We start from the raw sequence: 23984 nt of genomic DNA on the forward strand, positions 1-23984 counted from the left end.
CGACAGGAGCGAGGCCCAACGCAGATATATCGCTTTGAGCATCAAGGGTTGATCAGAAACGATCATATTGAGACCGCTAGTTCTTTCGATCTACAAATGCTTGTCTGATAGCCGGAACCATCAGAGCGAACCCAAATGCTGCCATTGCTGTGCCAAAACCTGCTGCGAACTGTGCATCATGACAATCATTACCTCCCGGACATTGTTGATTAGCCACTGACCATCCGACGGCACCGATAAAACCGAATACAATGAGTAAGAGCAATCCAACGATTGCGGCGATCATCAGAATGATGCGCAAGTCTTTGCCTTTCAAAGAGGGCATCCATAGCCAATTTATTCATGTTTTTCCATGCGTCGCAGAAGGCGCAAGGCGGTTCGGTCGCTTGCCAGCCCTTTTCAGTTATTCCGTGGATGCAGCGCCGGGTCCGAAAGCAGCCACCTGAGCCAAAAATGAAGTCAGGGTTTTGCCTATCCTATCCGGCACATCATAGGGCAGCCCGTGGCCGATATTAGCAACGTGTTTATGGCGGAACAAAAGGTTGAGACCCTGTAACTCGTGCGCCATTTCGGGCGAGACGATGCCACGCTCAGCTGTCACAAGGAGTGTCGGCACTTCAATTGCCCGCGCCACTTCGCGCCAATCCGGGTTTGGTGGACTGAGAACCTCACAGGCATTGATACTGGTCTGAAGTCGAGCGTCGACAAGATGCCGGATCATTTCCTCCGAACGGTTTGGGCTTTTCTCACGCGCTCTGCTGATTAGGCGATCTCTCGTCCATTTGAGCAACTGCTGATGTTCTTCTCCGACACCACTTTCGTAGACTTCACGCTGCATCTCCGCGCCGAGGAAGGTTGGATCTATGAGAACAACGGCCCTCGCTGACGAACGAAGCTCGCTAGCTGCGAGTGCAGCCGTCATGCCACCCATTGAATGCCCGATCAAGATCGGCCGATCTAGCTTCAAGCATTCGATGAGCTCGACAACATCTCTAGCATGGTCAGTATATCGGCAGCCTGTCACAGGTGAGCTAGTTCCACCATGGCCGCGGGCATCGGGAAGGACAACATCAAAATCGGCCAGTGCCCGCGCCATCGGCAAGAGACAGGCAACACTTCCAAAAAGTCCATGCAAAGCGATCAGGGAAGGCTTATGCCCCCCTGATCGCCAATAGCTGACTGTCAGCCGGCTGGTTTGGCAGGCGGCTCGTTGCCAGTCGACTTGTTCATCCGTATTGCGCATTCAACGACGTTGGCACGATTCGCGTACGACGGTCGACGGCAGTGTTCCTCGCAGCTAACTCCAACGTGATGCCAACTGCATTCGACTGTCAGCATCTAAGATGCCTGAATCAAAAAGCGGCATGTGCGTGCGAAAATGGTGATTTTCGAGTACCGGAGCGGAGCGTACTCAAGGTACGTGAGCACCGGAACGCAAAAAATTGCCATTTACAGCCGCACAGGACGACTTTTGGAACAGGCTCTAAGCCTTCCAGAACCTTGACAAGTCTGAGTGCTGACGACTGCTTTGAAAAGCACCGCAATGCTACGCTTATGTCTGTTTTTGCGCGCAAAGCGGTCCGACAGCATTGAGACGATTTGCCAACGGTCGCAACGGGACGGGACGGCGTGGCACGAGTCTGGCGAACAGCGGGAACCAATGTAAGACGGTCCTCTTTCATGAATTCAATGCGGTGACGTACAGACAAAAGCGCTTCTCATTCACATACGGAACGCATTCTTCTTGACATACGCTACGTATGTCAGTTATTTGCATACGCAGCGTATATCAAATTGTGCCCCATATGAGGTGCCCTGGTGGATGCCACAATGATCGTCATCATCCGGCAGCTCAGTTTCCAAGAAGGTTGCTACCATGACTAAACGCAATGCTGTTTTTCCGACGAGCCGGCATGCCCTCTACGAGGCCCACGGTTATTCCGCGGCTATCGCGTCCGGCGATCTTTTGTTCGTTTCCGGGCAAGTGGGAAGCCGTGCCGATGGCTCGCCGGAACCGGACTTCGCCAAGCAGGTCCGGCTGGCCTTTTCCAATCTGGAAGCAACGCTGGCCGCGGGCGGTTGCACCTTTGATGACATCGTCGACGTAACAACTTTCCATACCGATCCTGAAAATCAATTCGAAACGATCATGGCCGTGAAGAGCGAGGTCTTTTCCCATCCACCCTATCCGAACTGGACCGCGATCGGTGTCAACTGGCTCGCCGGCTTCGATTTCGAGATAAAAGTAATCGCTAGAATCCCGGTTGGAATCTGAGCCTAGACCTGCAGGAACAGCATGATATGGCAACACTTCATTTAGCGTAATTGTCGTGCTGCCGATCCGCTGACCACCTTTACCGACACTCGATCACCAGAAGAGATCCGCCCAGCGACAAACGCGCAACGTAGATGCTACCCGCAAGCCCCAACCGAAAGCTTATAGGCGTTTGGGACTGGGCTTGCGGCGGATCTGCCTTATTGATTGTCAGCCGTCCGTGGAACAGGTGATTGCTTCCCAGTCGTCGATCTCGCGGAGCATCGCGTGAAGCCGATTGCGAACAAGACCAAGTGCGTCGCTGCCCAAAAGCAGTTGCGGCGGAGGATTTTCGGACATCACGAGAGACATGACTACTTCAGCAAGCTTTTCCGGATCGCCGAGCTGTGCGCCGTGCTTTTTTTGCCGCGCTTCGCGGATCGGATCAAAGAGCCTGTCGTACTCGTCGATCGAGCGCTCTGTACGGACCATAGAGCGCCCCGCCCAGTCGGTGCGGAAAGAGCCTGGGCAAAGCGCGGTGACGTGCACCCCAAACGGTGCCATCTCGGTACGCATGACTTCGGATATACCCTGCAGCGCAAACTTGCTGCCACAGTAATAGGCAATCCCGGGCATTGTGATAAGGCCGCCCATCGAGGTTACATTGACGACAAATCCCGAACGCCTTTGGCGGAAGAGCGGCAAAAATGCCTTGGCCACAGCAACGGCGCCAAAAACATTCACGTCGAACTGACGCTGCATCTCGGACAACGGGGATTCCTCCAGCACCCCCTCGTGCCCGTAACCGGCATTGTTGATCAGCACGTCAACCGGGCCGAAATCGGCCTCGGCTCTTTGAACGATCCCCTCAATGCGTTCAAATTCGGTGATGTCGCATAATACTGCATGCACTCTTGGAAGTCGCTCGAGCAGGAAGCGGCGTGCCTCTTCGGAACGGACGGTGCCGATCACATTGTGTCCCGCCCGCGATGCTGCCCTGGCAATGGCAAACCCGAATCCCGAATTGGCACCGGTAATGAAGAATGTCTTGGCTGTCATGATTGGGCCTTGCTTGTGCGTTTCGATAGATTGTAAAATAATCTGAAACGAACCCGTCAAACAGCACGGATCCTCTGTTATAGTTGAACGATCCTATGAAACCTGACGAACTAGCCTGGCAGGCGTCCAAACTAGCACCGCACCCCGGTTACAACCCTACGGCCTTGGATGGCATACGTATCTTACGGTCTGAAGCCGTTCTGGAGGATGTGCCAGTTCTCTATCGACCTGGTGCGGTCTTTGTGCTGCAAGGCGCGAAACAGGGCCTCCTGGATGGGCAAATCTATCGCTACGATGCCGATCACTATCTCGGCGTATCGGTTCCAGTGCCGTTCCGCATGGCGTCGCAAGCCAGTCCCGAAATGCCACTGCTCGCGCTCTACGTGGAATTCGACCTGCATCTGGCTGCCGAGATCGCTATGATGCTTGAGAACGGCAGAAACACGACGCGAGAGCAGGCTCGGAGTCTTGTCTCAAGCCCGTTGTCTCCGAAATTGCGAAACCTCTTGTGCAGAACCATGAATGCGCTTGCGGATCCGCGGGAATGCGCGATCCTCGGACCCGGCATTATGCGGGAACTGCATTACCTGGTCCTCGTCGGGCCTCAGGGGGGCGCTCTTCGGGCCGCCCTGCGTCACCGGGGCCCTGCCGGACGGATCGTGGATAGCCTTGCACGTATTCGCGCATCATTCACAACAGACGTTTCCGTCCCGGAATTAGCAGCAGAGGCCTGTATGAGTGTTCCTTCCTATCACGCCCATTTTAAGGCCTTCACCGGCACTTCTCCAGTCCGCTACGTCAAGGCTATGCGACTGCACGAAGCGCGCTTGATGATCGCATCCAATCGTGGCTCAATCGCCAGTGTTGCAGCCGAAGTCGGCTATGCCAGCGCCGCCCAGTTCAGCCGCGATTTTCGTAAGCATTTCGGGCGAAGCGCTACCGAGGAGGCCCGCTGGATGCGAGAGCACCTGGGAATGCCGGCCTGATGGCGAGCCCAGACCGCGCTCACGGCCTCTCGCCTATTTCAAGAAAAAGATCGTCCGAAAGTGTGCGCTTATTGGGGCTGGATCAGAAGCCTCAAGCGACTGAAATGAATGCGCTTTACAGAAGCGAAAACTCTTCGCTCATTTGTTGGCAATGATCAGGAATGAGGCGACCCATCGGATTGCCTCATTCCATTTTCTGGCTTCCTGTTACACGACGCCTGTTCCATCGCGTGACCGGAGAAAGCCGGCATTACGGTGTTCAAAAATTCACGCTCAACTTTGCATTAACGCCATTCTGTTGAGCAGATGAACCAAACTGACCGTTATATGAAATCCCCAGCACCGCATCCTTACTGATCTGGAAATCCAGACCTGCTTCGATCGTAGCAGCATCTCTGGCAATGGGAGCGCCCGTAACCGTAAACGCATCCGATCCAACGAAGCTCGCCGTCGATACAGGCGACACATCGCCATAGGCATGCCGCCAGCCAATATCCGCACGCGCTCTGGCATTCAGGCTGCCCAGATCAACATCGGTCGAGGCCCGAAAACCAAGCGTACTGAACGTCGGATCCGTCGTGTCGGAATGCGTAGACAGAGCAGCGGCTGTCAGCCCCTGTTCATCGAAACCATCTGTTTTCAAGCGCACATAAGCCAGATTGGCATATGGTTCCAAAGTGGCCTTGCTCAGTTGAGTCCGGTAAGCCAGCTCGCCGAACATCTGGAACGTGCCCGCATTATAATCGGCACTCAGACGATCGCTGAAGCCCGGGAAAGCAACCCAGCGCCCCATCTCCAGTTCATGCCACGTATAGCTGAGGCCCGACCGGAAGGCCAGAACATCGCCACCCGACAAGCCCCATTCCGTACCGGCATAGGTGCCCAGCGTGTAGTTATCGCTGCTGCCTGAGGATGCGCGATCATCAGCATTGAAGCTCGTATGGCTGTAGCCCGCGAGCAGACCAAGCCGCCAATTGTCATAGACAACGCCATCCAGACCGGTGACAAAACCGCCGGTCGATGATTTCAGTTCACCGGTATTATTGCGATCGTCCTGCTGCCCCCAAACACCGAAAGCATAACCCCAGGCCGCATAACCAGTGGCCGGGCGGCCAACGCTGGCTGGGCTGACATAATCAAATGCCTGACCATCAGACTTCTTCTGATCCGGTCCGTAGGACAGAACCTCGATAGGAGTCGAAGGCGTTGCACCGAAGGCCTGCTGCAACCGGTTTGTCATCGCATCACGCGTGAAATGCGCCTGTTCAATCAGAACGCCCTTTGCAGAAGCATAGGCCTCACCAGACAGCCGATCGAACGCTGCACGCGCTTCTTCGTCAGTCAGCATCAGAAGACTGTTATAAAAAGCCAGCGGCTGGCCGCTTTGTTCCAGCGTACCCAAAGCAGCGGCAGTCGCCCACTGATTTGGCGTGTTCGCCGCTTTCGTAAACAGCTTGGCTGGTGCGGAATTGCCATCTTTCAATGAAATGGTCAGCGCCGTCCCCGATGAAACACCAAAGTTCAGGAATGCCGAACGAGATGTAACATCCGCAAACTGCCCCGTTATACCATCTGTGGCCGTCAGGATCGTATAGGTCTGCCCCAGCCTATAGCTCGTTTCGGGGTCGATAGCCGTGATGACCGCATGCGAGCCCGTAATGGTCGCCATGCCGCTGACATTCACAAGATCGGTCGTGCCATTACCGGCGATTTCAACCTCGAGCGTCGATCCGGCTTGCAGCACCAGATCGCCGTTGATCGTCAGGGTGCCAATTGAATTACCCGGTGAAAGAATACCTCCCGACGCAATGTTCACGTTGCCGTCAAGCGAGCCCGTTCCACCCAGTGTAGCCCCGGACAGAACCGAAACCCCACCACCAAGCGAACCCGTGCCGTGATTGCCAACGATCAGCGTTCCGGATTGAACCGTTGTTCCGCCGTCAAAATGGTTGGCTCCGGTGAGTATGGTTTTATTGGTACCGCTAAAAGTCATGCCGCCAACACCGGTCAGCGCGCCTGCGAATGTAAGGTCACCATTGGTGTTGTCGATAATGCCGCCAGACGTATGAACCGTCATGTCCTCATTGAAGGTCATGGTTCCCGTCGGGCGCAACGTGCCACCATCGAACTCAATCGCGCCATGTGTCATGGCATAGTCGGTCTCGATGAAATACGGACGCGATGTATCCAGCGTCAGCCCGACAAAATCGTAATTGAGTATTTCTTTCAGCTCTTCGCGTGACAGGTCCGAGAAGAATGTAAAAGGTAGCGAATCCGCTGAAATCGCCTGACCGTTATTGGTGATGAGATTGGCTATCCCGGCACCAAGAGCAACATCGGAACTGACATTCGTGTAGTCGAAATTCAGATCTGCCGTCAGAACGTTGAACAGCACGATCTTCTTGGTTTCACCCGGCGCGAGCGTGATGGAATATTGCCATTCTGGATTATCGTTGCCGTCGCTATGAACCATGGTCGAGTTCAGCGTATAGTCGTTATTGCCGAAAATATGTGTGATAACCGGATCCGTACTGATTGTCTGATGGGAAACCAGATACAGAATACCGGATTGTGCATTGACGTCACCAGAACTTGACGCATCATAGACAGTAGAGCTGTCTGACCCCATATTATTGAAATAAGAAAAAGTTCCGTTGATCGTACTGCCGGTCGTGTTCGATATTGTCTCGACCCAGCGTGCAGCATTGGCCACCCCGCCGACCGCAAAGTTCGCGGTTATTGGGGTGCTTACCGAGTTCGGACCATGTGTCACATCGACCTGTCGCGTGACCGTCAACCCACCAAAATTGGTCACCAGACTGCCGCCCTGCCGGAAGCCGATCCCGCCATAACCGTCATAGGCATCGTTGACCTGCGGACCGGTAACCGGCGAACCCTTCGTTCCGACACCGGCAGACTGTGCTTCGGAAATGGCCCCGGGACCGGAACTGGTCGTCATAAATCCGCCGGGGAGAACAGGAGCATCATCAGGTCCCTGGCCGGGACCGCGATAAGACGCACAGCAGCCCGAATTGAAATTGGTCTGAGGCCCGCCAAAAGCTGGATTTGTTATGTCGTTGCTGAGGGCACCGTTGACGTAAAAATTGATCAGCTGCTGTTCGGCGTGCCCCGGCGCCATCAAAAGCAACAACGTCATAAGAGAAGCGCCGGCCGACAGGCCGCCACGACGAACGCTTAATTTCATGATTCCCCCGAACCCTTTTTCTCTAGCGAGATTAGATATCGATGCTTTTACTAGAAAACATCTTTCGAATCGAGAATAATTTAGAAACTAATAAATATTTTTATGGAGCGTTTTTTTGGGGAAAAAAGCAATAATCACGATGGATTCCGAAACCATCGCGGTTTTCATGGAAAAGGCCACCCAACTGCATGGCAAAGGGCTGCTTGAAGATGCCGCGCGCATCTATAACCACCTTGAACGGGAAGCACCACAGTATCTTCCGGCGCGTTATTTCAACGCGACAATAGACATTGAAACAGGGGCGCTCGTCAGCGCGCGGGACCGGCTAAGAAAGATCTTACGCTCCGACCCACGCTCATTTGAAGCGATTTTCGCACTGGCTTTCACGTTTGGCGAATTGGGAGAATGGCAACTTGCCGTCGACACCTATCGGCGGGCAGGTGTTGTTAAACCCCGCAGCACGGCGGTCGGTTTCTCCCTGGCCTATGCTCTTGAAGTCACTGGCGATCTGGACACAGCGCTGCAAACCTACCGGTCTTTGCTAGACATCGACGACGTTCGCGTGGGCGCCCTACTCGGCATCGCCCGTATCAAGCCGGGTGACATCTCCGACGAGGAGCGCAAAGAAATGTTCGCCGTAGCGCATGATGCCGACCGGCCGGAATCCATCAGAATTCCGCTGTTGTTCGCTCTTGGCGAATTGCTGGAAAAGGCGGGGCAATTCGATGAAGCCTTCGGTGCATTTCTAGCGGCCAACCGCATGCGACGAAAACAAATCATCGACAATCTGGGCGGGCCGGAACCTATTCTGATTGCACCACCGCATTCCCGGCCCAGGAGCGAGCATCCGGAAGCAGTCGCACGCCGCCATGCAGATATTATTGAGGATCGCAAAGCTCGCTATACTCCGGCGTTCGTCAACGGGAAGAGCGGTTACGGGCGAGAAGACGTTGCGCCGATCTTCATCGTCGGCATGCCGCGTTCGGGCTCAACACTCATTGAGCAGATTCTCTCAAGCCACAGCAAAGTGCAGGGGCTCGGCGAAGTGCCCGCGCTGTGGAAAGCTATTGTCAATCTCAGTGCTGAGGCACGATTTACCGACACCGGCCAGATTTCGGCCTTGGCAAACGAATATCTGCGTCTGATGCGCGACTACGGCTGGACCGGAGGAGCGCTCTTTGTCGACAAGCTTCTGGGCAACTATCTCAATATCGGCGCAATCCATCTGATGTTTCCAAATGCCCGAATATTGCACAGCGTGAGAAACCCGGTAGATACCTGCCTCGGTTGTTTCCGCCAGTCATTCAAAGCCAGCAATGAAACGACATACGATCTCAAGGACATCGGCGAACAATATGTTCGTTATCGCGACATGATGGATCATTGGGATCGGGTGCTGCCAACAGGCCGCGTCATCCATGTGCAGCATGAAGAACTCATCTCGAACCCGACGGAAAAAATCAAATGGCTGATTGAAGACGCTTGCCAGCTAAAATGGGATGAAAACTGTCTGAGCTTCTACCGCACCAAACGCTCAGTGCGAACGGCAAGCGTGGTTCAGGTGCGTCAGCCCGTGTTTCGCCACGCAATCGACCGGTGGCGCAAATATGCCCATCATCTGCGACCGCTTTTCGACGCGTTAGGCCCGTATGCACCGCCTTTATGAAATCCCCGACGGAGTTTGAATGATAACAGGGAAAATGTGGGGGCAGGAGTTCTGGAGACGGCCAGACCCAGGACCTAATAAATCACTTGCTGAGAGCAGTCAGTTTTAATTAACTCGGCTCGACCACGTCCTCCCCAAGCTTTTAAATACCGTCAGTTTAGGGTTTTGTCGCAGAAATTCACTTCTTCTTAGCTCTATTGCGATAGGTGGGCAGAATTAATTGTGGTGACTGGGTATGGCGACCGATTTCAAAGGGGTGCCCTTTCCCAAGAGGGTCATCCTCTACACCGTTTTCTTTTGCGTGCTTTATCCCGGTTTCTATCGTGGCTTTCAGGAAATTATGGCTGAACGTGGTGTGGACGTTGACCATGCAACATTGAACCGTTGGTTGCCCGTTACGCGCCACAGATTGCAGATCAGGCACAAAGCGCAAACGTCGAACGTGTGGCTCATGGCGTGTTGATGAGAGCGGAGCCAATGTGGCGGGATCACAAGCTGTAAACACAATCCTGAAAACCACGGGTCACGGCAAGATGATTGAAAGCCTGCAGGTAAAATATCTCAATAAAATCCTTAAGCAGGATCACCGGTTTATCAAACAGTCTACCAAACACATGTTGGGCTTCAAGGCATTTCATTCGGCTTCGGCAACAATCGCAAAAATCAAAGTAGCACATATGATGCGCAAGAAGCATTTCGCAAATGACAATTGCTCGCCATTTCCGTTTTTTGCAGAGCTCGCAGCATAAATTCGGACAAGAATACGACTGATATTAACAAAGTGAATTTTTGTGACATAATCCGGCATATACGGCAAGGATCGTTAGTCATCATACTTGAAAATCACACTGCAAATTCAGGAGCCTTCCGATTGATCTGACCTTCCAGACGGCACCCTTCACTCAAACTAAGTGCAATTGTGGAGTTTATAGCTGCCCACTTGTTCAATGAGAGTATCAAGGATGCGGTGCGGTAAATGTAGGGGATGTATATCAGAATCCCCTTTGTGCATTCATCGTCGATTTGCGCTGATAGCGCGCGGATACCTGAGTGGTAGTCTGGATACTGCCGGACCCCTACGAGGATGAGGTGACCACGGACAGTTATTTCCAAGGCCGCTCAGTAGCGTCGTATTTCGTTCTCAAGTCGCTCAAAACTAATCGGTTGTTTTCGATCAGTTTATCAATCGACCCCGCCCTATACCATTCTAAAAACCGGTCGAGGCCGTAGAACTGTCGATCAGTCAAGCCTGTATTATGTGCCTGCATGAGAACGTCATCAAGAGATGGCCTCTTTGCAGAGGCGATACGCATTTGAGCCTCCAGAAGCATATATTCCCGCATCTGCCTGTTAACCGTTTCCAGACGATGCGGAACTTCGACGCTTTTTCCCTGCGTAAAAACTTCACGCATAACCCGCCCAGCCCCTGGCCCCTTGTTGGGCGCGGCCACGTGGAGCACTGCTGCGATGGTCGGAACGATATCCGTCTGTTCTCCGTATGACAACGTGCGACCTCTGACGATGCCCGGACCAGTGATTAAAAAGGGGGTGGACCACGATGCTTCAGACATTGGCGCATGCCAACCATGATCCGCCTGCCCGTGATCCGAGGTAACGATCAATACAGTATCATCCCATTTGCCATTGGCTTTCAGCGCAGTAACAAAGCGAGCAAGCTCGCTATCAGCTGCCTCTGCCGCGCGACGATAGGGGGAGTTTTCAGCCCAGATGTTGTGGCGCCAGGGAACATCTTTGATTTGATCGGCACTTTCCACCCGACCGGCCTCGCCAGTGTTTTGCAGATGTATGCGCATGAACTTGACATCTGTGCTTTGAAGCAGAGCAATCGACCAGTCAATAACAGCGCGATCTGGACCGCGCTGCATGAAACTGTGATTAAAGCCGCGATTAAGCGAGGCATAGGCGGTACTGTTGGTCGCATGGGCTGTAATTCCAACAGGCCCACCTCGGCCAAGCTGTGGCGGAAACCATATTTCCTGCACGTAACGCGTATCGGGTTTGATAAAGAGTGTTCCCGTTAATTGAACAACGTTCGGATATGATGTCGTTTGAAGATCACCCCATGGGCCGATGGTTGGATGCCAGGGCGGTGCCACAAACATTTCACGAATTCGCACCCCCTGTTTAGCTAGTGCATTGAATGTTGGCATTGCGATGCGCTCCGGCGCAGCAGCAGCAAGCCCGTCAATACCAAACAGGATGACACGTTTGGCCGTGGCTGAAGCTATCGGGCTTGTATCATCGTCAGGACTGGCGGAAGCGGCTGAGTTTGCCATGACGAATGCGACAAGGCCGAAAAGAATGATCTTTAACATCGTTGGTGCCCTAGCTTTGTCGATCATTGCGGAGCAGTTGTGGACAAAAAGCGCTCCACTTCGGCCAGGAAAAGGTTGCGTCCTTTATCTCCGCGATCGAGATGGACGAAATGTGTGGCTTCTGGAATGGTGACGCTTTGAACGTCCCTCGCCCTGACCAATCGTTCGGCAAGGCTTGTCGCATCGGCAGGTCTGCTCCAAAAATCATTCTCGGATCGAATAATTAACACCCGCGCAGTGATCGATGCCGCATCCCAAAGCTGTCGGCCATTTGCGAGGTAGAAACTATCTTCCATAGCGCCGGACGGAGCACGGAATGCAGGCGGTGTTCGTGAAGAAGATGTTGGATCAGACGCCAAGGCAGCTTCCTGATAAGCTGCTGCTACTGTCGGATCCCGCCAGATTGACTTATCGTCAATGGGAATAGATCGGTCCCAGGCGGACATGAGCGACGCAGCCGTGTTTAAACGAAAAGCACCGAATTTATCGACGTTAAAACGACTGCGGTCCGATGGATCGGCATTTTCACCCGTTGATCCAAGCGCTGGATGTCCGGAAGTTGCGCCATAGAGGCTGTTCAGCATAACCAAATGGCTGACCCGTCCGGGATAGAGGGAAGCATACATACCTGCCCAGTGACCACCCGTGGCCCAACCCAAAAGTGCGATTTGCCTTGCCCCTGTTCTGAATGTAACGCTGTCATTGACCGCCAGAATATCCCGCACCACCTCAAATGAACTTGAAAGCGGCAATCCTTTATTGTCCCCGTCCTGTCCCGGTCGGCTCGACGCGCCGTAGCCACTAGCGTCCATGACAAAAACAAGATGGCCGGCACGCGCGAGATCTGCAGCCAGCGACCCACCTTCGACGGGCAAATCGAACGAAGCAATTCCCGGCACACGTGCGCCATGAAGAAGGATAACCGGCGGCTTGTTGGCCTCAACTCGTGTTTCACGGACTTCCCGGACGGCAATTTCAATGCCCGGCGCAGCGGTAACACGAAAGTCCTGCCGCAGTATTTCGGCTGATGCTGGATTGCATAAGGTCGTTGCAAGACCCATTGCGGAGGCGAATGCGGGTAGTTTCATCGTCAGATTCCTTGCTACTTTTGTCAGTCGACAGAACACTGCTCTCTGTTTGTCAAAAAATGTCGCGACAAAAGAAGGACTTCAAATATCAATGGTCGCTGTATTAAGATGCTGGCGATATGACACTTGACCTGCATCATCTCCGCCACTTTGTGGCTGTGGCCGAAGAACTGCATTTTGGTCGTGCAGCTATACGTCTGCACATGGCGCAACCTCCGCTCAGTCAGTCCATCAGACGGCTGGAGGCAGATCTTGGTTTTTCGCTTTTTGAACGCACGCGCCGACATGTGGAACTGACACCTGCGGGAGCGGTATTCCTGATTGAAGCACGAAAGACACTGTTGCAAGCCGACGAAGCCGTCCGGATCGCGCGTCGAGCTGCATCAGCAGCGGTTGCGGAACTGTCAATTACCTTTGTTTCTGCAGCGCTTTACCATCTTCTTCCCGAAACACTGCGACGGTTCACCCGAGCCCACTCGAAAGTGGCTATACGGCTTGACGAGAGGCCCACAGACGCTCAACTATCCGACATCATCAAGGGAAGTGTCGATCTCGGGTTTGTTCACCCTCCGGCCGCCAGCGAACGTGAACTCCATGTGGAAACCATTTTCCGTGATAGATTCATTGTTGCTATTCCTGAAAGTGATGATCTGGCTCGTGCAGCAAGCGTATCACTCAGCAATCTGGCCTCGCGCCGTTTTATCATGTTTCCCTATAGCCAAGGGCCAGTCCTGCATGCCCGTATCACCCAGGCTTGCCGAAACGCAGGTTTCCTGCCGGATATCGTTCAGGAAGCGCGACAGATGCACACAATCCTCAGTCTGGTCGCGGCACAGTTGGGCGTTGCGCTTATACCATCCGGTGCGCGTACCATGCGCATCAATGGCGTGGTCTTTCGAGAAATCCAGGATTTACCAACGGATCTGGTATGGGAACTGGCAATCGCCCGTCGCAATCGCGATTCAAAGAAAGCCCTCCAAGATTTTATAGCAATCCTTAAGACCGTCGCGGTGGAACTATCTTAGAATATTGCAGCTATTTCCCTTGGGAAGGTTGCTCATCAGTTCCACCAGCCCCGGTTTCTTTCACAGCGGCAATGCGAAGGCCGCCTTCTTGCCCGCGCGACTGGATTCCAGCCGCCTTGATCACAGGGTTGAGAACGCTTATGTCGCCATTCACCTCAACGATGAACGGCGTCCGGCTTCGGTTAGCCGAACGTTGCGGGTGCCGCGGTCGAAGAGGATAACGTCGAGTTCAGCCTTTCGGGCATTCGTCGTTAGGCTTTGCATTTCAACCCCAAATTGCTTGAGCGCTTCAACGGCACGACTTACCTCAGTAAACAATTCTCGGCGCGGAGCACAATTGCGTCTGCAGATAGGCACGTTCCCTACTGGACAATTTTTGCAACGCCACCCGCGAAACTAACTGCACAATTGCGTTCTGCCGTAAGCCACATTTCGTCCTGAACCAATTCTCTGCAACGCATCCCGCCAGCACAAACCAGTGCGTGGCTTGCGACATAGCGCCATCTTCTCCTGAGCTCACGGCACTTTCAGCCGCCAATAGGCTTTTTCAAGTGCATATATTGCACTTATTGTGCAAATGCTGTACCACATCGCCAAATCCAGATCATGAAAGGGAGGTTCATGTTGCAGGTACTGAATGAGAAAGAAGTACTGGAATCGGCGCTGCACCGGGTAAAGTGGCGATTGTTGCCACTTATCGTCCTGCTTTATTTCGTTGCATATCTTGATCGAAACAACGTCGCCTTTGCAAAGGAACAGATGAGTGCCGAACTTGGCTTCTCCTCAACTGTTTTCGGCCTGGGCGCCGGCCTGTTCTTTATCGGTTACACGCTGTTCGAAATCCCAAGCAATGCAGGCATGTACCGGTTCGGCGCGCGCAAATGGATCGCCCGTATACTTATCCCCTGGGGGCTACTGGCCATGGCAATGGCCTTCGTAACCGACACCACCTCATTTTACATCGTGCGTTTCTTGCTCGGTGTCGCCGAGGCAGGCTTTTTCCCCGCGGTCGTTTTCTATTTCACGCTTTGGTTCCCAGTACGAATGCGGGCTGCCATGCTTGGTGTTTTTGTATTGGCTCAACCTGTTGCCAACATGCTCGGTGCACCTTTGTCAGGTCTCTTGCTTGAGATGGATGGGATTGGGGGTTTGCATGGTTGGCAATGGATGTACCTTGTGGAAGGCTTGCCAGCGGTGGTGCTCGGGTTTCTGACACCGTTTCTTCTAACTGACAGACCATCGGAAGCAAAATGGTTGACCGTTGCACAGAGGCAGGCACTTCAGAATGCGATTGAACGCGACTGTGCAGATCTCAGTTCCGGTCGCAACCATTCTTTTTGGAGTGCACTCAAAGACCCTCGTGCCATCGTTTACGCGCTGCTCAATTTCGGCATGGTGCTCGGTATCTATGGCCTTGGTTTCTGGCTACCAACGATTGTCGGCGAAATGGGACAGTTCAGCGATTTTCATCGTGGTTTGATTGTTTCGATCCCCTATCTGGCTGGCGCGCTCGTCATCATCTGGTGGAGCCGGCGCGCGGACCGAACCGGAAAACGTGCCGCCCATGTCTCAATCAGCCTTTTGATTGCTTCCATTGGGCTGTTGGGTGCCGGATATGCCCTGAGCGTGAATGCCGTGATTGCACTGGCGTTACTTTCGGTCGCTGCAATGGGCATTTTCACCGCGATTGGTCCGATGCTTTCCATGCCTGCCAGCCTCTTTAGCGGTGCCGCAGCCGCAGCCAGCATCGGTCTTGTCAATTCGATTGGCAATATTGGCGGTTTCGTTTCACCTTTTGTTGTCGGATGGCTGACTGACCTCACCGGCTCCACAAAAGCAGGGCTGCTTTTTCTCGCGTGCTCTCTAGCAATAACGGCTCTCGCCACGTTCGCATATGCGCACCGCCGACCGGAAGGGAACACATCCCTTGCCGCAAAATCCCAGCACTAACGATACTGAAGGAGAAAGCTCGATGAGCAATTTGGAACTGAGCGGAAAGACCGCCCTTGTAACGGGCGGCGGTGTCGGCATAGGAGCAGCCATAGCAGAAGATCTCGCGAAACGCGGTGCGCACGTCATCCTGACATATCGAAGCCACCAACCTTCGCCCGAAGCTATGGCAAGGCTTGTAAACGCCGCACAGAAAGCACCATTGGCACTTCCAGTCGATTTGACCATCGAAGAAGAGGTGAACAAATTCGGGGATCGGATTGAGAGCCAGATCGGGCACATCGATATTCTCGTTCACAATGCCGGTGGCCTGGTGCAGCGTTCCAGCATCGAAGAAATGCCCTACGAATTGTTTCGTAAGGTTCAGGCACTGAATGTGGACAGCGTATTCCTTTTAACGAAACGCCTTCTGCCAATCATGAATAAGGATGGCCGCATTGTCATCGTGGCTTCTCTTGCGGGACGGACGGGCGGCCACGCCGGCGCAACAGCCTATGGTACGGCAAAGGCCGCACTTTTCGGCTTCACGCGCGGTCTTTCCAAAGAAGTAGCCGATCAGGGCATAACGGTTAATGCGGTCGCTCCCGGATTTATCGAAGCAACACCGTTTCACGACACGTTCACCACAAAAGATTCCAAGCGGACAACCATCACAACGATACCGGTCGGGCGTGCCGGCGTCCCTGCCGATGTTGCCTCAGCCGTCAGCTGGCTGACATCACCTGGGGCAGCCTTTGTCACCGGCACTGTAATCGATATCAACGGCGGACAACATTTCAGCTGATGCTCAGATTTCCAATCATTCATCCCCATGTCCTGTCGGCTCTGGCCTCGGCAGGGCATAAATCGCTCATCATTGTCACAGATGCCCATTTCGCCGCGGCCACAGCCGTGAACGACAAGGCAACCATCGTGCATGCTGCACTGCGCTCTGGAAGCCCGCTTGTTCCTGAAGTTGTCGAACTGATCTCGCAGGCAGTTGCCATCGAAGCACTCACCACCATGACCCCGTCCGAGCCTGCGCTGGCCGCAGTTGCCGATGAAGTGGCTACGGTTCTGCCGCCTCGAATCGAACGCCAAACCATCGACCGCGCATCCTTTGTTGCATTAACGCGCTCGTCAGACACGGCTTTGTGCATCGTTACCGGGGACACGCGAAGATTTGCAAATGCGATCTTGCGTATTGGCGTGACTGGAGCGGAAAGAACGGTTAGATAAAATGCATGAGCACTACCGTATCGCGCGCTATTGAGATCCTGGAACTTTGCAGCCTGTCTCCAAGGACGGCTGTCGATATTGCAGCACTTATGGGCGTGCACAGAACTACGGTTTTGCGAACCCTGCTGACCCTTCAAGACGCCGGTTTTGTTCGCCAGACATCACCTGGCGTTTTTGGCACGGGTTTTCGTCTGGCTGCGCTTGCGCGCTCTGCGATGGAGAACTTTGATCTGCGTTCCATCGCGCACCCCTATTTGAACGAGCTTGGAACAAGGCTGCGACTTACAATTCAGTTCGCGGTGCCCAATCACGACCGCATTACTTATGTGGACAAAATAGAGCCGCGTGAATCCATTGTCCTCAACACTGTGATTGGTGGCGATGTTGTCGTCAATACCGCCGGTGTTGCCAAGGCAATACTTGCCTTTTTACCGGAGGCGCAAAAAGAGCGTATTCTCGCCCGTGCGAATTTCAGCCGCCATACCGACAGAACACTCACCGACATCGACACATATAATCGGGTCCTTGAGCAGGTTCGTGAGCGGGGATGGGCATTTGACGATGGCGAATTTGACTCTTTATCCAACTGCATCGCAGCACCTGTTCGCGATCATTCCAATTCCGTGGTTGGAGCAGTTTCCATTACCTCCTTCCGGGCTCAGATCAATATCGATGTCCTTCAAGGTCACCTTCCCGAACTCCTGAAAACGACAAAAGCGATCAGTACCGCGTTTGGATGGCGGGAATAGATCTTGTTCTGACCCCGATATGTGCTTTTCACATCTCCGATGTTTCTGGGTGAAAGCCAACACCCACCATATTTAGGAGATGAACACTAGCGGTAACCGGTGGCCAGCGTCCGAACATCGGCAATATAACGCTTCAGGCGTTCAACATTGTCCGGCAACTCCTGCCGCGTTGCGGCCCAGCCAACATAGGTCAAAGCACGCAGCAACAGAAAAAGCGGCAGATGTACAAATTCTGCGGCCATCTGCGGCCTGAAAGCCGCATAGCCTTCGAGCAGGCTGGCACATAGATCGTCATAATCAGCTTCGCGCCGGCTTCTCAACAGCACTGTCGCGAGATCGAACAGGCGAAACCCGAAGCCGCAATCATCGAAATCGATAAACGCGACAGACCCGTTTTGAATAAAGACATTTTCGCGTACCAGATCAGCATGGATAAGCCCGTAATCAATCGCCGGAGCCAGCCCGGCCAGCTGTATCAACAGAGTTTCCCGCAGTACGGTCAAATATGTGCGGTCACTATCATCCACCGCAACGCAATCCCAAAAGCGTCCCCAAAATGGCGCTTCGCCTAATAATCCCGAAACATCCCAGGCGGGGCGCTCAAAATTCTTCGGTCGGTCAAACCTGTCAGCAGCCTCATGCATTCGTGCCATTTCAGAACCTATGGCGCGAAACACATCCCGCATGTCTCTCCCTTGGCGCATGAGCGGTACGCCGCTTTCCCCAAGCGGTTCGCCCTCAACCCAGCCTATGAGATCGACATACAGCGTCAGGCCACCATTCGCGGGCAAAGCGACAAGTGGTGCGCCCCCTGATGACGGAAGCGGTTGTGGCACCGTGATGCCGCATTTACCGAGGTCAGCCATCCAGTCAAGTTCCGACACCAGCGCCTGACGGGAATGATAGCCAGGACGATGCAAGCGCAATGCTGCGCGGTCACCATTTGGGAGAATAACTTTGAACACCGCATTCTCGCGATATTTCAGTAATTGCGGCGTTTGATCCGGCAAGTTCCAATGGGCGCTGGCGACCGTCGCCCGCCTGGTCAACGCCTCTATCATATCAGCCATAGTTCACAGCCCGCTCAAAACATCATCAAGAGCCGAGAGCATCAAATCGGCGTTTTCTTTCGAAAACGGCAGAGGGGGCCGGATTTTGGTGACGTTCTGGTGTATCCCCAGTTTGCCCATCAATACGCCGCGCTGACGCATTTCATTGATGACCCGTGTCGCGACTTCCGCAGCCGGGGTCTTTTCCAGGCGATCAAGCACCAGTTCCGCACCGAAAAACAAACCACTGCCCCGCACATTGCCGATGAGGGTATGTTTCTCAGCCAGCATCTGAAGTCCCTGTCGTGCATAAGCTCCGATGACACATGCGTTGGCCTGCAGTTGTTCGTCCTCCAGTACATCGAGGACCGCCGCGGCTGCCGCACAGGATACGGGGTTGCCACCAAAGGTGTTGAAATAGCGAAAAGCCTTGCGAAAAGCGTTCAGCGTGTCAGAACCCGCAACCACGGCGCCGACAGGATGCCCGTTAGCCATCGGCTTACCGAGCGTCACCACATCCGGCACGATGCCCGCCTTCTGATGACCCCACATATGCGTACCCGTACGGCCAAAACCAGGCTGTACTTCGTCGGCTATAACGAGACCTCCGGCCTTTCTGACCGCTGCAACGGCAGATGCGAGAAAACTGTCAGGCAGATCGGGAAAACCTTCATTGGCAAAAAACGGATCTATGATCAGAGCCGAGAAGCCAAAAGGACTGTCCTGCAATGACGCAATGGCTTGTTCCACCTGATAGGCCCATGCCTTGGCAAAGGCCTCATCTGGCTCTCCGCCGAGGGGGCGATAAGCATCTGGTGCCGGGACATGACGGACATGACCGCCAAAACCACCAACCGGCGGCATCCGGGTGGACAGTTGGGACACGGCAGTCGTGTTCCCATGATAGGTAAAGTCAGTCGCGATAACACCGGTTTTGCCGGTCACGGCCTGCGCCATGCGCAGCGCCACATCGTTCGCTTCGCTGCCGGTGCAGGTCAGGATCGCCGTGTTGAGGCTCGGGTCAAAGGTCGCGGTCAGTCGGTCAACATAGTCGAGAATGCCTTCATGCAGATAGCGTGTATGCGTGTTGAGCGTCGAAGCCTGCCGATAGATCGCCTCGACGACACGCGGGTGGCAATGACCGACATGGGGCACATTGTTGTAGCAATCGAGATATTGCCGACCATCGGCGTCCCACAGCCACACACCCTCACCCTTCACCAGATGTACCGGGTCGTTGTAGAAGAGTGACATGTTACGCCCAAGCAACTTCTCGCGTCGCGCGAGCAGGTCTCGTGTTCCACTCATCTCACTGGCCCTTCGCAGCGGTCAGACCCGCATCCAGTGCAGAAACAATACGGCTTACATCCTTGGCAGAAATGATGAGTGGTGGCGAAATGATGACATTGGCGCCCGACGTGCGCACCATAACGCCTTCATCATAAGCCACTTCATATACCTTCTGCACGATATCCTTCGCGGCGGCACTTTTCTTCGTACGGTTGGAAACTAGCTCCAGCGCCGCCATGAGGCCCCGACCGCGCACGTCGCCAACCAGTTCATGTTTTAACTTTAGCCCCTCAAGTCCCGCCAGCAACTCCGCTCCGCGCACCGCTGCATTGGCAGCAGTATTGATCCGCGCCGTTTCCTTCAGCGTTGCCAGTGCTGCTGCCGCCCCAACCGGGTGACCGGAATAGGTATAACCATGGCCGATAGCGCCGAAGGAATCCTTGTTGTTTTCGAAGGCGGCAGCCACCTTGTCGGAAATCATCACGGCTCCAAAAGGAAAATAGCCGTTGGTAATGGCCTTGGCGGTGGTCATCATGTCAGGCTTTACGCCCCATCCACGCGAGCCGGTCCATGCGCCGGTACGCCCGAATGCACAGATGACTTCGTCGGCAATCAGCAGAATGCCGTGCCGGTCACAAATCTCCCGCATCGCAGGCATGAAGCTCTCATGTGGCACGATAACGCCACCTGCTCCCAGCACGGGTTCCATGATGAAAGCGGCAATCGTATCCGCCCCCTGAAATGCAATCTCGTCTTCGAACTGCCGCGCAATTGCAGCAGCGAGTTCCGAAGGATCCGTCATATTGAACGGATTGCGGTACGGATATGGCGCTGCGAGATGGAACACACCTGGCAAAAGCGGTTCGTAATTCCGACGGAAGTTGGCATTTCCGTTGACCGATGCACCGCCGAAATGCGTGCCGTGATAACCCTTCTTCAGGGCAAAGAACTTGGTGCGCTCCGGCTGCCCGTTAATCTTGTGATACTGCCTGGCCAGACGCAGTGCCGTCTCGACCGAGTCAGAGCCGCCCGATGTGAAAAATGAGCGGCTCAAGCCGTCTGGTTTGAAGAATTCAGCCAGTTCATAAGACAGTTCGATCAGCGGTGAGTTCGTCGTACCGCGGAAAGTCGAGTAATAAGGCAATTCATTGAGCTGGTCTTGGATCGCCTTTTTCACCGGTTCACAGGAATAGCCAAGATTGACGTTCCAAAGCCCTCCAACAGCATCCAGCACCTTCTTGCCGTGGATATCCACCACTTCGACACCTTCGCCCGAATTGATGATGCGAGGCGGCTTGGCCTGCATTTCGGCAGGATGCGCCATGGGATGCCAGAGGTGGCGGGCATTGTTTTCGATCAGAAAATTGGAGTCGCGCATAGATATCCTCTTATATTCCAAGCATGGTGAGTGCCCGCGCATAGGCTTCCGCGGGCCGGGTCACATCGAAATGCACATGGGGGAGACCGACAGCTTCCGCCCCTTCAATATTCTTCTTCTGGTCGTCAACGAACACGCAATCGGCGCGGTCTATATTCAGCTCGGCCAGCACCTGTTCATAGGCGCGTGGATCGGGCTTCAGAACCTTGGTGTAGGTTGCATCCACGATCACATCGAAAAGCTCAATCAACGGAAAGCGCTGACGAAATTCGACACCGTAAAAAAGGTCGAGTTCGTTTGACAATATGGCGAGTTTGATGCCTTCCTGCTTCGCCTTGACAATGCTTTCGCGGGCTTCTGGGCGCAAAACCAGATCAGGCTCGGCACCGCGCGCGCGTCGAACGAATGTCTTCATCTCCGTCCAGTCTTCGCCAAGCAATGCGCCAACCTCTCGCGTGCGTATTTGCCAGTAGTCGCGCTCGGTAATTTCCCGCGCCTGCATCGACGCCCATAGTGGATCGGTCGCAATATCGAACGGCCCACGCCAGCTCAGTGTCCCCGGCGCAAGGCCGAGCGCCCTTTCGGTCACGTCATGGGTCTCAAACAAAGTCCGCGTCACCACGCCGCCAAAATCGAGAATGAGGGCCTTGTTCATGCAGCATTGCCTTTCATAACGATGCCTTGCTCCACCCAACGATCGAAGACTTCCAGTGCTCTCGCCGCAAAATCGGGGGTATTGATATGCGCGTCGACTTCTTCAAGAGCCACCGCTGCCGGTGCGACCTTGCGCATCTCATCCAGAAATGCCCTGAGTGCCTCCGGCTCATGTAGGGGTTCGCCATGACGGTCCCATTCCTGAACGCCGCCAGAGGGCAGCATGAAAGCAACCGGAGCCACAGCACTTTCAAGCTTGGCGGCAATGACACGGGCCACTTCCCGCCGCTGTTCCGGTGCTACTGTAACCGAAGCGATCAACCGGTTATGGGCATGATAAGGCCGACCGTCGAATGCCTTCGGCGCACGCTGCCACGCTGGAACGTCAACCATATCGACGGCACCTGGTGCGACAATCTGGGGAATTCCGGCGCGACCGGCATTTTCCATTCGGTCTGGTCCGGACGTGACAACAGATCCGCTATGCGCGTTGGTTACTTCCTGTATGCAAAAATCAAATACCGCAACAAAGCCACCCTGCGCCGCCACGGCTTCAAAAGCCCGTCCGCCCATGCCCGTCGCATGAAAGATTGCAACGTCATAACCTCGCTTTTCGAGTTCCGGCTTTAGAAAGCGCATATATTTCAGACAGGACGAACCAAGCGAGGTCATCCCGATCAATGGTCGATTACTATTGGGCTTTTCCGTCATCTTCGCTGCACCAACCACCGCGCCACAGGCCTGTGACAAAACCGACCGGCAGATGGGGTTCAATCCGTATAGGCCACCAGCCCACAAGATCATCATCAAATCCGGTGCAATGCGTTCAGGTGGAAGAAGATGGGAATAAGCAATCGTAGAAACAATGAATTTCGGCACACCAAGCGGTAGAATAGCAGCGATATCGAGGGCGAGATCAGTGCCTAGCGATCCACCGAGCGCAATCATTCCGTCTACCTGCCCCATAGCAGAGAGCTCGCGAACCAGACGGGTCGCCCCTTCAGCCATCAAAGCCATGGCACTATTTTCATCACCACTGTCGATAATCGCCTGTATGGTCGTGCGCGCGGCCTGCGCCACATCATGCTTGGAGTGATCCGGTGTGTAGGTAGGGTCTCCCAGAATGCTGACATCGATCATTACAGGAATGCCGCCTGCATCTTCGATGACCCCTGCCATGAACAGGAGTTCGTCGCTTTTGGTATCTCCGGTGCCAATGACGATAATCCGGGGGGAACAGGCATTCACACGCATCAGCCATTCCTCTTCATAGGACCGGAGAGACCTGCTTGACGGCGTTCGCCGAACAGCGCGGCAGCGATCGCTTCGGCCGCATGTAATGCTGCGGCTCCATGCTGTTGCACCACCGCATCATCTGCCCTGACGAGCGGCGCTGCCACGGTTATGCAGCCGACCGGAGAACCGGTTGGAGCCAGAATCGCTGCCGATGTACTGACCACGCCGGCCTCCATGCCCTGTCGGTTGACAGAAAACCCTTTTATGCGTGTTTCTCTCAAAAGACGCCGTACACCCAGAGCATCAACAACCGTGAATTCCGTGTAGGTTTCCAATGCTTCAGACAAAGCCACATTTATTGCTTCGTCTGAACAGGCGGCCAAATAAGCAAGGCCCGACGCCGTCGCGTGGTAGGGCAAGATGGTACCCACATTGACGAACACACGATGCGCACGCGGAGATTCTTCGACATGAACGGTTGAAAGTCGCCCGTTGGAAAATTCGGACAGATGGACCGTTTCGCCAGTCTGTTCAGCAAGTTCTTTCACAAAAGAAAGAGCGGTACCGAGAAACGGATAGCGCGCCTCACGAATGCGGGCCAACCGTAAAGGCTCCGCGCCGATGCGATATTTCCGGCTCTCTGGAAGCTGCTCGACAAACCCGTGTTTCTCCAGATTAACCAGAAAACGGCGCGTCGTTGCTTTGTCATAGCCACAGGCCTGGGCGATCTCAGTCAGACCGGCATCGGCATTCAACCGCGACAAAACATCAAGAAGTGCCAAAGCTTTGCTGATAGTGCTCATTGTCGTTCTCCTCATACCAAGCTCTAGGTCAGCCAGCA

20 protein-coding genes and 1 pseudogene are annotated in these 23984 nt (G+C 54.3%); 9 read left to right on the forward strand and 12 right to left on the reverse strand.

The window, feature by feature from the left end:
- Window positions 1-76: 76 nt before the first annotated feature.
- On the reverse strand, window positions 77-316 hold the full coding sequence (locus FGI60_RS05760) for a hypothetical protein (RefSeq protein ID WP_138784318.1): 240 nt from the start codon (window positions 314-316) through the stop codon (window positions 77-79).
- Between the two features lie 87 nt (window positions 317-403).
- Complete coding sequence (locus FGI60_RS05765) at window positions 404-1243, reverse strand: alpha/beta fold hydrolase (RefSeq protein WP_138784319.1); 840 nt, start codon at window positions 1241-1243, stop codon at window positions 404-406.
- Window positions 1244-1876: 633 nt separating this feature from the next.
- On the opposite strand from FGI60_RS05765, the gene FGI60_RS05770 reads away from it, so the two are divergent.
- Complete coding sequence (locus FGI60_RS05770) at window positions 1877-2275, forward strand: RidA family protein (RefSeq protein ID WP_138784320.1); 399 nt, start codon at window positions 1877-1879, stop codon at window positions 2273-2275.
- A gap of 210 nt (window positions 2276-2485) precedes the next feature.
- Here FGI60_RS05770 and FGI60_RS05775 read toward each other — a convergent pair whose 3' ends face one another.
- Window positions 2486-3313, reverse strand: coding sequence for an oxidoreductase (locus FGI60_RS05775; RefSeq protein ID WP_138784321.1), 828 nt, complete (start codon window positions 3311-3313; stop codon window positions 2486-2488).
- A gap of 95 nt (window positions 3314-3408) precedes the next feature.
- Here FGI60_RS05775 and FGI60_RS05780 point away from each other — a divergent pair, with 95 nt between their 5' ends.
- On the forward strand, window positions 3409-4299 hold the full coding sequence (locus tag FGI60_RS05780; protein ID WP_138784322.1) for an AraC family transcriptional regulator: 891 nt from the start codon (window positions 3409-3411) through the stop codon (window positions 4297-4299).
- 259 nt (window positions 4300-4558) lie between these two features.
- On the opposite strand, the gene FGI60_RS05785 is transcribed toward FGI60_RS05780, so the two are convergent.
- Window positions 4559-7504 (reverse strand): autotransporter outer membrane beta-barrel domain-containing protein, encoded by a 2946-nt coding sequence (locus FGI60_RS05785; protein ID WP_138784323.1) that lies wholly within the window; start codon window positions 7502-7504, stop codon window positions 4559-4561.
- A 139-nt stretch (window positions 7505-7643) separates the two neighbouring features.
- On the opposite strand from FGI60_RS05785, the gene FGI60_RS05790 reads away from it, so the two are divergent.
- Together FGI60_RS05790 and FGI60_RS05795 are read left to right on the forward strand one after the other, a co-directional pair.
- Entirely contained in the window at window positions 7644-9170 is a 1527-nt protein-coding gene (locus FGI60_RS05790) for a tetratricopeptide repeat-containing sulfotransferase family protein (RefSeq protein WP_138784324.1), read from the forward strand.
- Between the two features lie 235 nt (window positions 9171-9405).
- Window positions 9406-9919, forward strand: a pseudogene (locus FGI60_RS05795) (DDE-type integrase/transposase/recombinase).
- 354 nt (window positions 9920-10273) lie between these two features.
- On the opposite strand, the gene FGI60_RS05800 reads toward FGI60_RS05795, so the two are convergent.
- Both FGI60_RS05800 and FGI60_RS05805 read right to left on the reverse strand, forming a co-directional pair.
- A complete protein-coding gene (locus tag FGI60_RS05800; protein WP_171058707.1) occupies window positions 10274-11506 on the reverse strand; it encodes a sulfatase-like hydrolase/transferase in 1233 nt (410 codons plus the stop codon).
- Window positions 11507-11529: 23 nt separating this feature from the next.
- Window positions 11530-12594 carry an alpha/beta hydrolase gene (locus tag FGI60_RS05805; protein WP_138784326.1) on the reverse strand — a complete coding sequence of 355 codons (1065 nt, stop codon included), beginning with the start codon at window positions 12592-12594 and terminating at the stop codon, window positions 11530-11532.
- Window positions 12595-12713: 119 nt separating this feature from the next.
- Here FGI60_RS05805 and FGI60_RS05810 point away from each other — a divergent pair, with 119 nt between their 5' ends.
- The 5 genes from FGI60_RS05810 to FGI60_RS05830 all read left to right on the forward strand — a co-directional run bounded on the left by FGI60_RS05810 (window position 12714) and on the right by FGI60_RS05830 (window position 17536).
- Window positions 12714-13619 (forward strand): LysR family transcriptional regulator, encoded by a 906-nt coding sequence (locus tag FGI60_RS05810; RefSeq protein WP_138784327.1) that lies wholly within the window; start codon window positions 12714-12716, stop codon window positions 13617-13619.
- Window positions 13620-14240: 621 nt separating this feature from the next.
- Window positions 14241-15569, forward strand: a complete 1329-nt coding sequence (locus tag FGI60_RS05815) for an MFS transporter (RefSeq protein ID WP_138784328.1) — start codon at window positions 14241-14243, stop codon at window positions 15567-15569.
- Between the two features lie 22 nt (window positions 15570-15591).
- Window positions 15592-16353 (forward strand): SDR family NAD(P)-dependent oxidoreductase, encoded by a 762-nt coding sequence (locus tag FGI60_RS05820; RefSeq protein ID WP_138784329.1) that lies wholly within the window; start codon window positions 15592-15594, stop codon window positions 16351-16353.
- Window positions 16353-16787, forward strand: coding sequence for an RbsD/FucU domain-containing protein (locus FGI60_RS05825; RefSeq protein WP_138784330.1), 435 nt, complete (start codon window positions 16353-16355; stop codon window positions 16785-16787). The genes FGI60_RS05820 and FGI60_RS05825 overlap by 1 nt, the downstream gene beginning before the upstream one ends.
- A gap of 5 nt (window positions 16788-16792) precedes the next feature.
- On the forward strand, window positions 16793-17536 hold the full coding sequence (locus FGI60_RS05830; RefSeq protein WP_138784331.1) for an IclR family transcriptional regulator: 744 nt from the start codon (window positions 16793-16795) through the stop codon (window positions 17534-17536).
- A gap of 86 nt (window positions 17537-17622) precedes the next feature.
- On the opposite strand, the gene FGI60_RS05835 is transcribed toward FGI60_RS05830, so the two are convergent.
- The 6 genes from FGI60_RS05835 to FGI60_RS05860 are packed head-to-tail and all read right to left on the reverse strand — an operon-like array spanning window position 17623 to window position 23946.
- On the reverse strand, window positions 17623-18606 hold the full coding sequence (locus tag FGI60_RS05835) for a phosphotransferase enzyme family protein (protein ID WP_138784332.1): 984 nt from the start codon (window positions 18604-18606) through the stop codon (window positions 17623-17625).
- Window positions 18607-18609: 3 nt separating this feature from the next.
- A complete protein-coding gene (locus tag FGI60_RS05840) occupies window positions 18610-19893 on the reverse strand; it encodes an aspartate aminotransferase family protein (protein WP_138784333.1) in 1284 nt (427 codons plus the stop codon).
- Between the two features lies 1 nt (window position 19894).
- Entirely contained in the window at window positions 19895-21253 is a 1359-nt protein-coding gene (locus tag FGI60_RS05845) for an aspartate aminotransferase family protein (RefSeq protein ID WP_138784334.1), read from the reverse strand.
- 10 nt (window positions 21254-21263) lie between these two features.
- On the reverse strand, window positions 21264-21908 hold the full coding sequence (locus FGI60_RS05850) for an HAD family hydrolase (RefSeq protein WP_138784335.1): 645 nt from the start codon (window positions 21906-21908) through the stop codon (window positions 21264-21266).
- Window positions 21905-23161, reverse strand: a complete 1257-nt coding sequence (locus FGI60_RS05855; RefSeq protein ID WP_138784336.1) for a Tm-1-like ATP-binding domain-containing protein — start codon at window positions 23159-23161, stop codon at window positions 21905-21907. The genes FGI60_RS05850 and FGI60_RS05855 overlap by 4 nt, the downstream gene beginning before the upstream one ends.
- A complete protein-coding gene (locus FGI60_RS05860; RefSeq protein WP_138784637.1) occupies window positions 23161-23946 on the reverse strand; it encodes an IclR family transcriptional regulator in 786 nt (261 codons plus the stop codon). The genes FGI60_RS05855 and FGI60_RS05860 overlap by 1 nt, the downstream gene beginning before the upstream one ends.
- Window positions 23947-23984: the final 38 nt, after the last annotated feature.

It is taken from the genome of Brucella haematophila, from assembly GCF_005938105.1.
Taxonomy (GTDB): domain Bacteria; phylum Pseudomonadota; class Alphaproteobacteria; order Rhizobiales; family Rhizobiaceae; genus Brucella; species Brucella haematophila.

Bases quoted from the DNA above. Each gene is read 5' to 3' on its own strand.
- FGI60_RS05850 (WP_138784335.1), bottom strand. From the start codon at position 21,908: ATGAACAAGGCCCTCATTCTCGATTTTGGCGGCGTGGTGACGCGGACT.
- FGI60_RS05805 (WP_138784326.1), bottom strand. From the start codon at position 12,594: ATGAAACTACCCGCATTCGCCTCCGCAATGGGTCTTGCAACGACCTTA.
- FGI60_RS05775 (WP_138784321.1), bottom strand. From the start codon at position 3,313: ATGACAGCCAAGACATTCTTCATTACCGGTGCCAATTCGGGATTCGGG.
- FGI60_RS05785 (WP_138784323.1), bottom strand. From the start codon at position 7,504: ATGAAATTAAGCGTTCGTCGTGGCGGCCTGTCGGCCGGCGCTTCTCTT.
- FGI60_RS05845 (WP_138784334.1), bottom strand. From the start codon at position 21,253: ATGCGCGACTCCAATTTTCTGATCGAAAACAATGCCCGCCACCTCTGG.
- FGI60_RS05855 (WP_138784336.1), bottom strand. From the start codon at position 23,161: ATGCGTGTGAATGCCTGTTCCCCCCGGATTATCGTCATTGGCACCGGA.
- FGI60_RS05820 (WP_138784329.1), top strand. From the start codon at position 15,592: ATGAGCAATTTGGAACTGAGCGGAAAGACCGCCCTTGTAACGGGCGGC.
- FGI60_RS05835 (WP_138784332.1), bottom strand. From the start codon at position 18,606: ATGGCTGATATGATAGAGGCGTTGACCAGGCGGGCGACGGTCGCCAGC.
- FGI60_RS05810 (WP_138784327.1), top strand. From the start codon at position 12,714: ATGACACTTGACCTGCATCATCTCCGCCACTTTGTGGCTGTGGCCGAA.
- FGI60_RS05780 (WP_138784322.1), top strand. From the start codon at position 3,409: ATGAAACCTGACGAACTAGCCTGGCAGGCGTCCAAACTAGCACCGCAC.
- FGI60_RS05815 (WP_138784328.1), top strand. From the start codon at position 14,241: ATGTTGCAGGTACTGAATGAGAAAGAAGTACTGGAATCGGCGCTGCAC.
- FGI60_RS05765 (WP_138784319.1), bottom strand. From the start codon at position 1,243: ATGCGCAATACGGATGAACAAGTCGACTGGCAACGAGCCGCCTGCCAA.
- FGI60_RS05790 (WP_138784324.1), top strand. From the start codon at position 7,644: ATGGATTCCGAAACCATCGCGGTTTTCATGGAAAAGGCCACCCAACTG.
- FGI60_RS05830 (WP_138784331.1), top strand. From the start codon at position 16,793: ATGAGCACTACCGTATCGCGCGCTATTGAGATCCTGGAACTTTGCAGC.
- FGI60_RS05770 (WP_138784320.1), top strand. From the start codon at position 1,877: ATGACTAAACGCAATGCTGTTTTTCCGACGAGCCGGCATGCCCTCTAC.
- FGI60_RS05860 (WP_138784637.1), bottom strand. From the start codon at position 23,946: ATGAGCACTATCAGCAAAGCTTTGGCACTTCTTGATGTTTTGTCGCGG.
- FGI60_RS05825 (WP_138784330.1), top strand. From the start codon at position 16,353: ATGCTCAGATTTCCAATCATTCATCCCCATGTCCTGTCGGCTCTGGCC.
- FGI60_RS05800 (WP_171058707.1), bottom strand. From the start codon at position 11,506: ATGTTAAAGATCATTCTTTTCGGCCTTGTCGCATTCGTCATGGCAAAC.
- FGI60_RS05840 (WP_138784333.1), bottom strand. From the start codon at position 19,893: ATGAGTGGAACACGAGACCTGCTCGCGCGACGCGAGAAGTTGCTTGGG.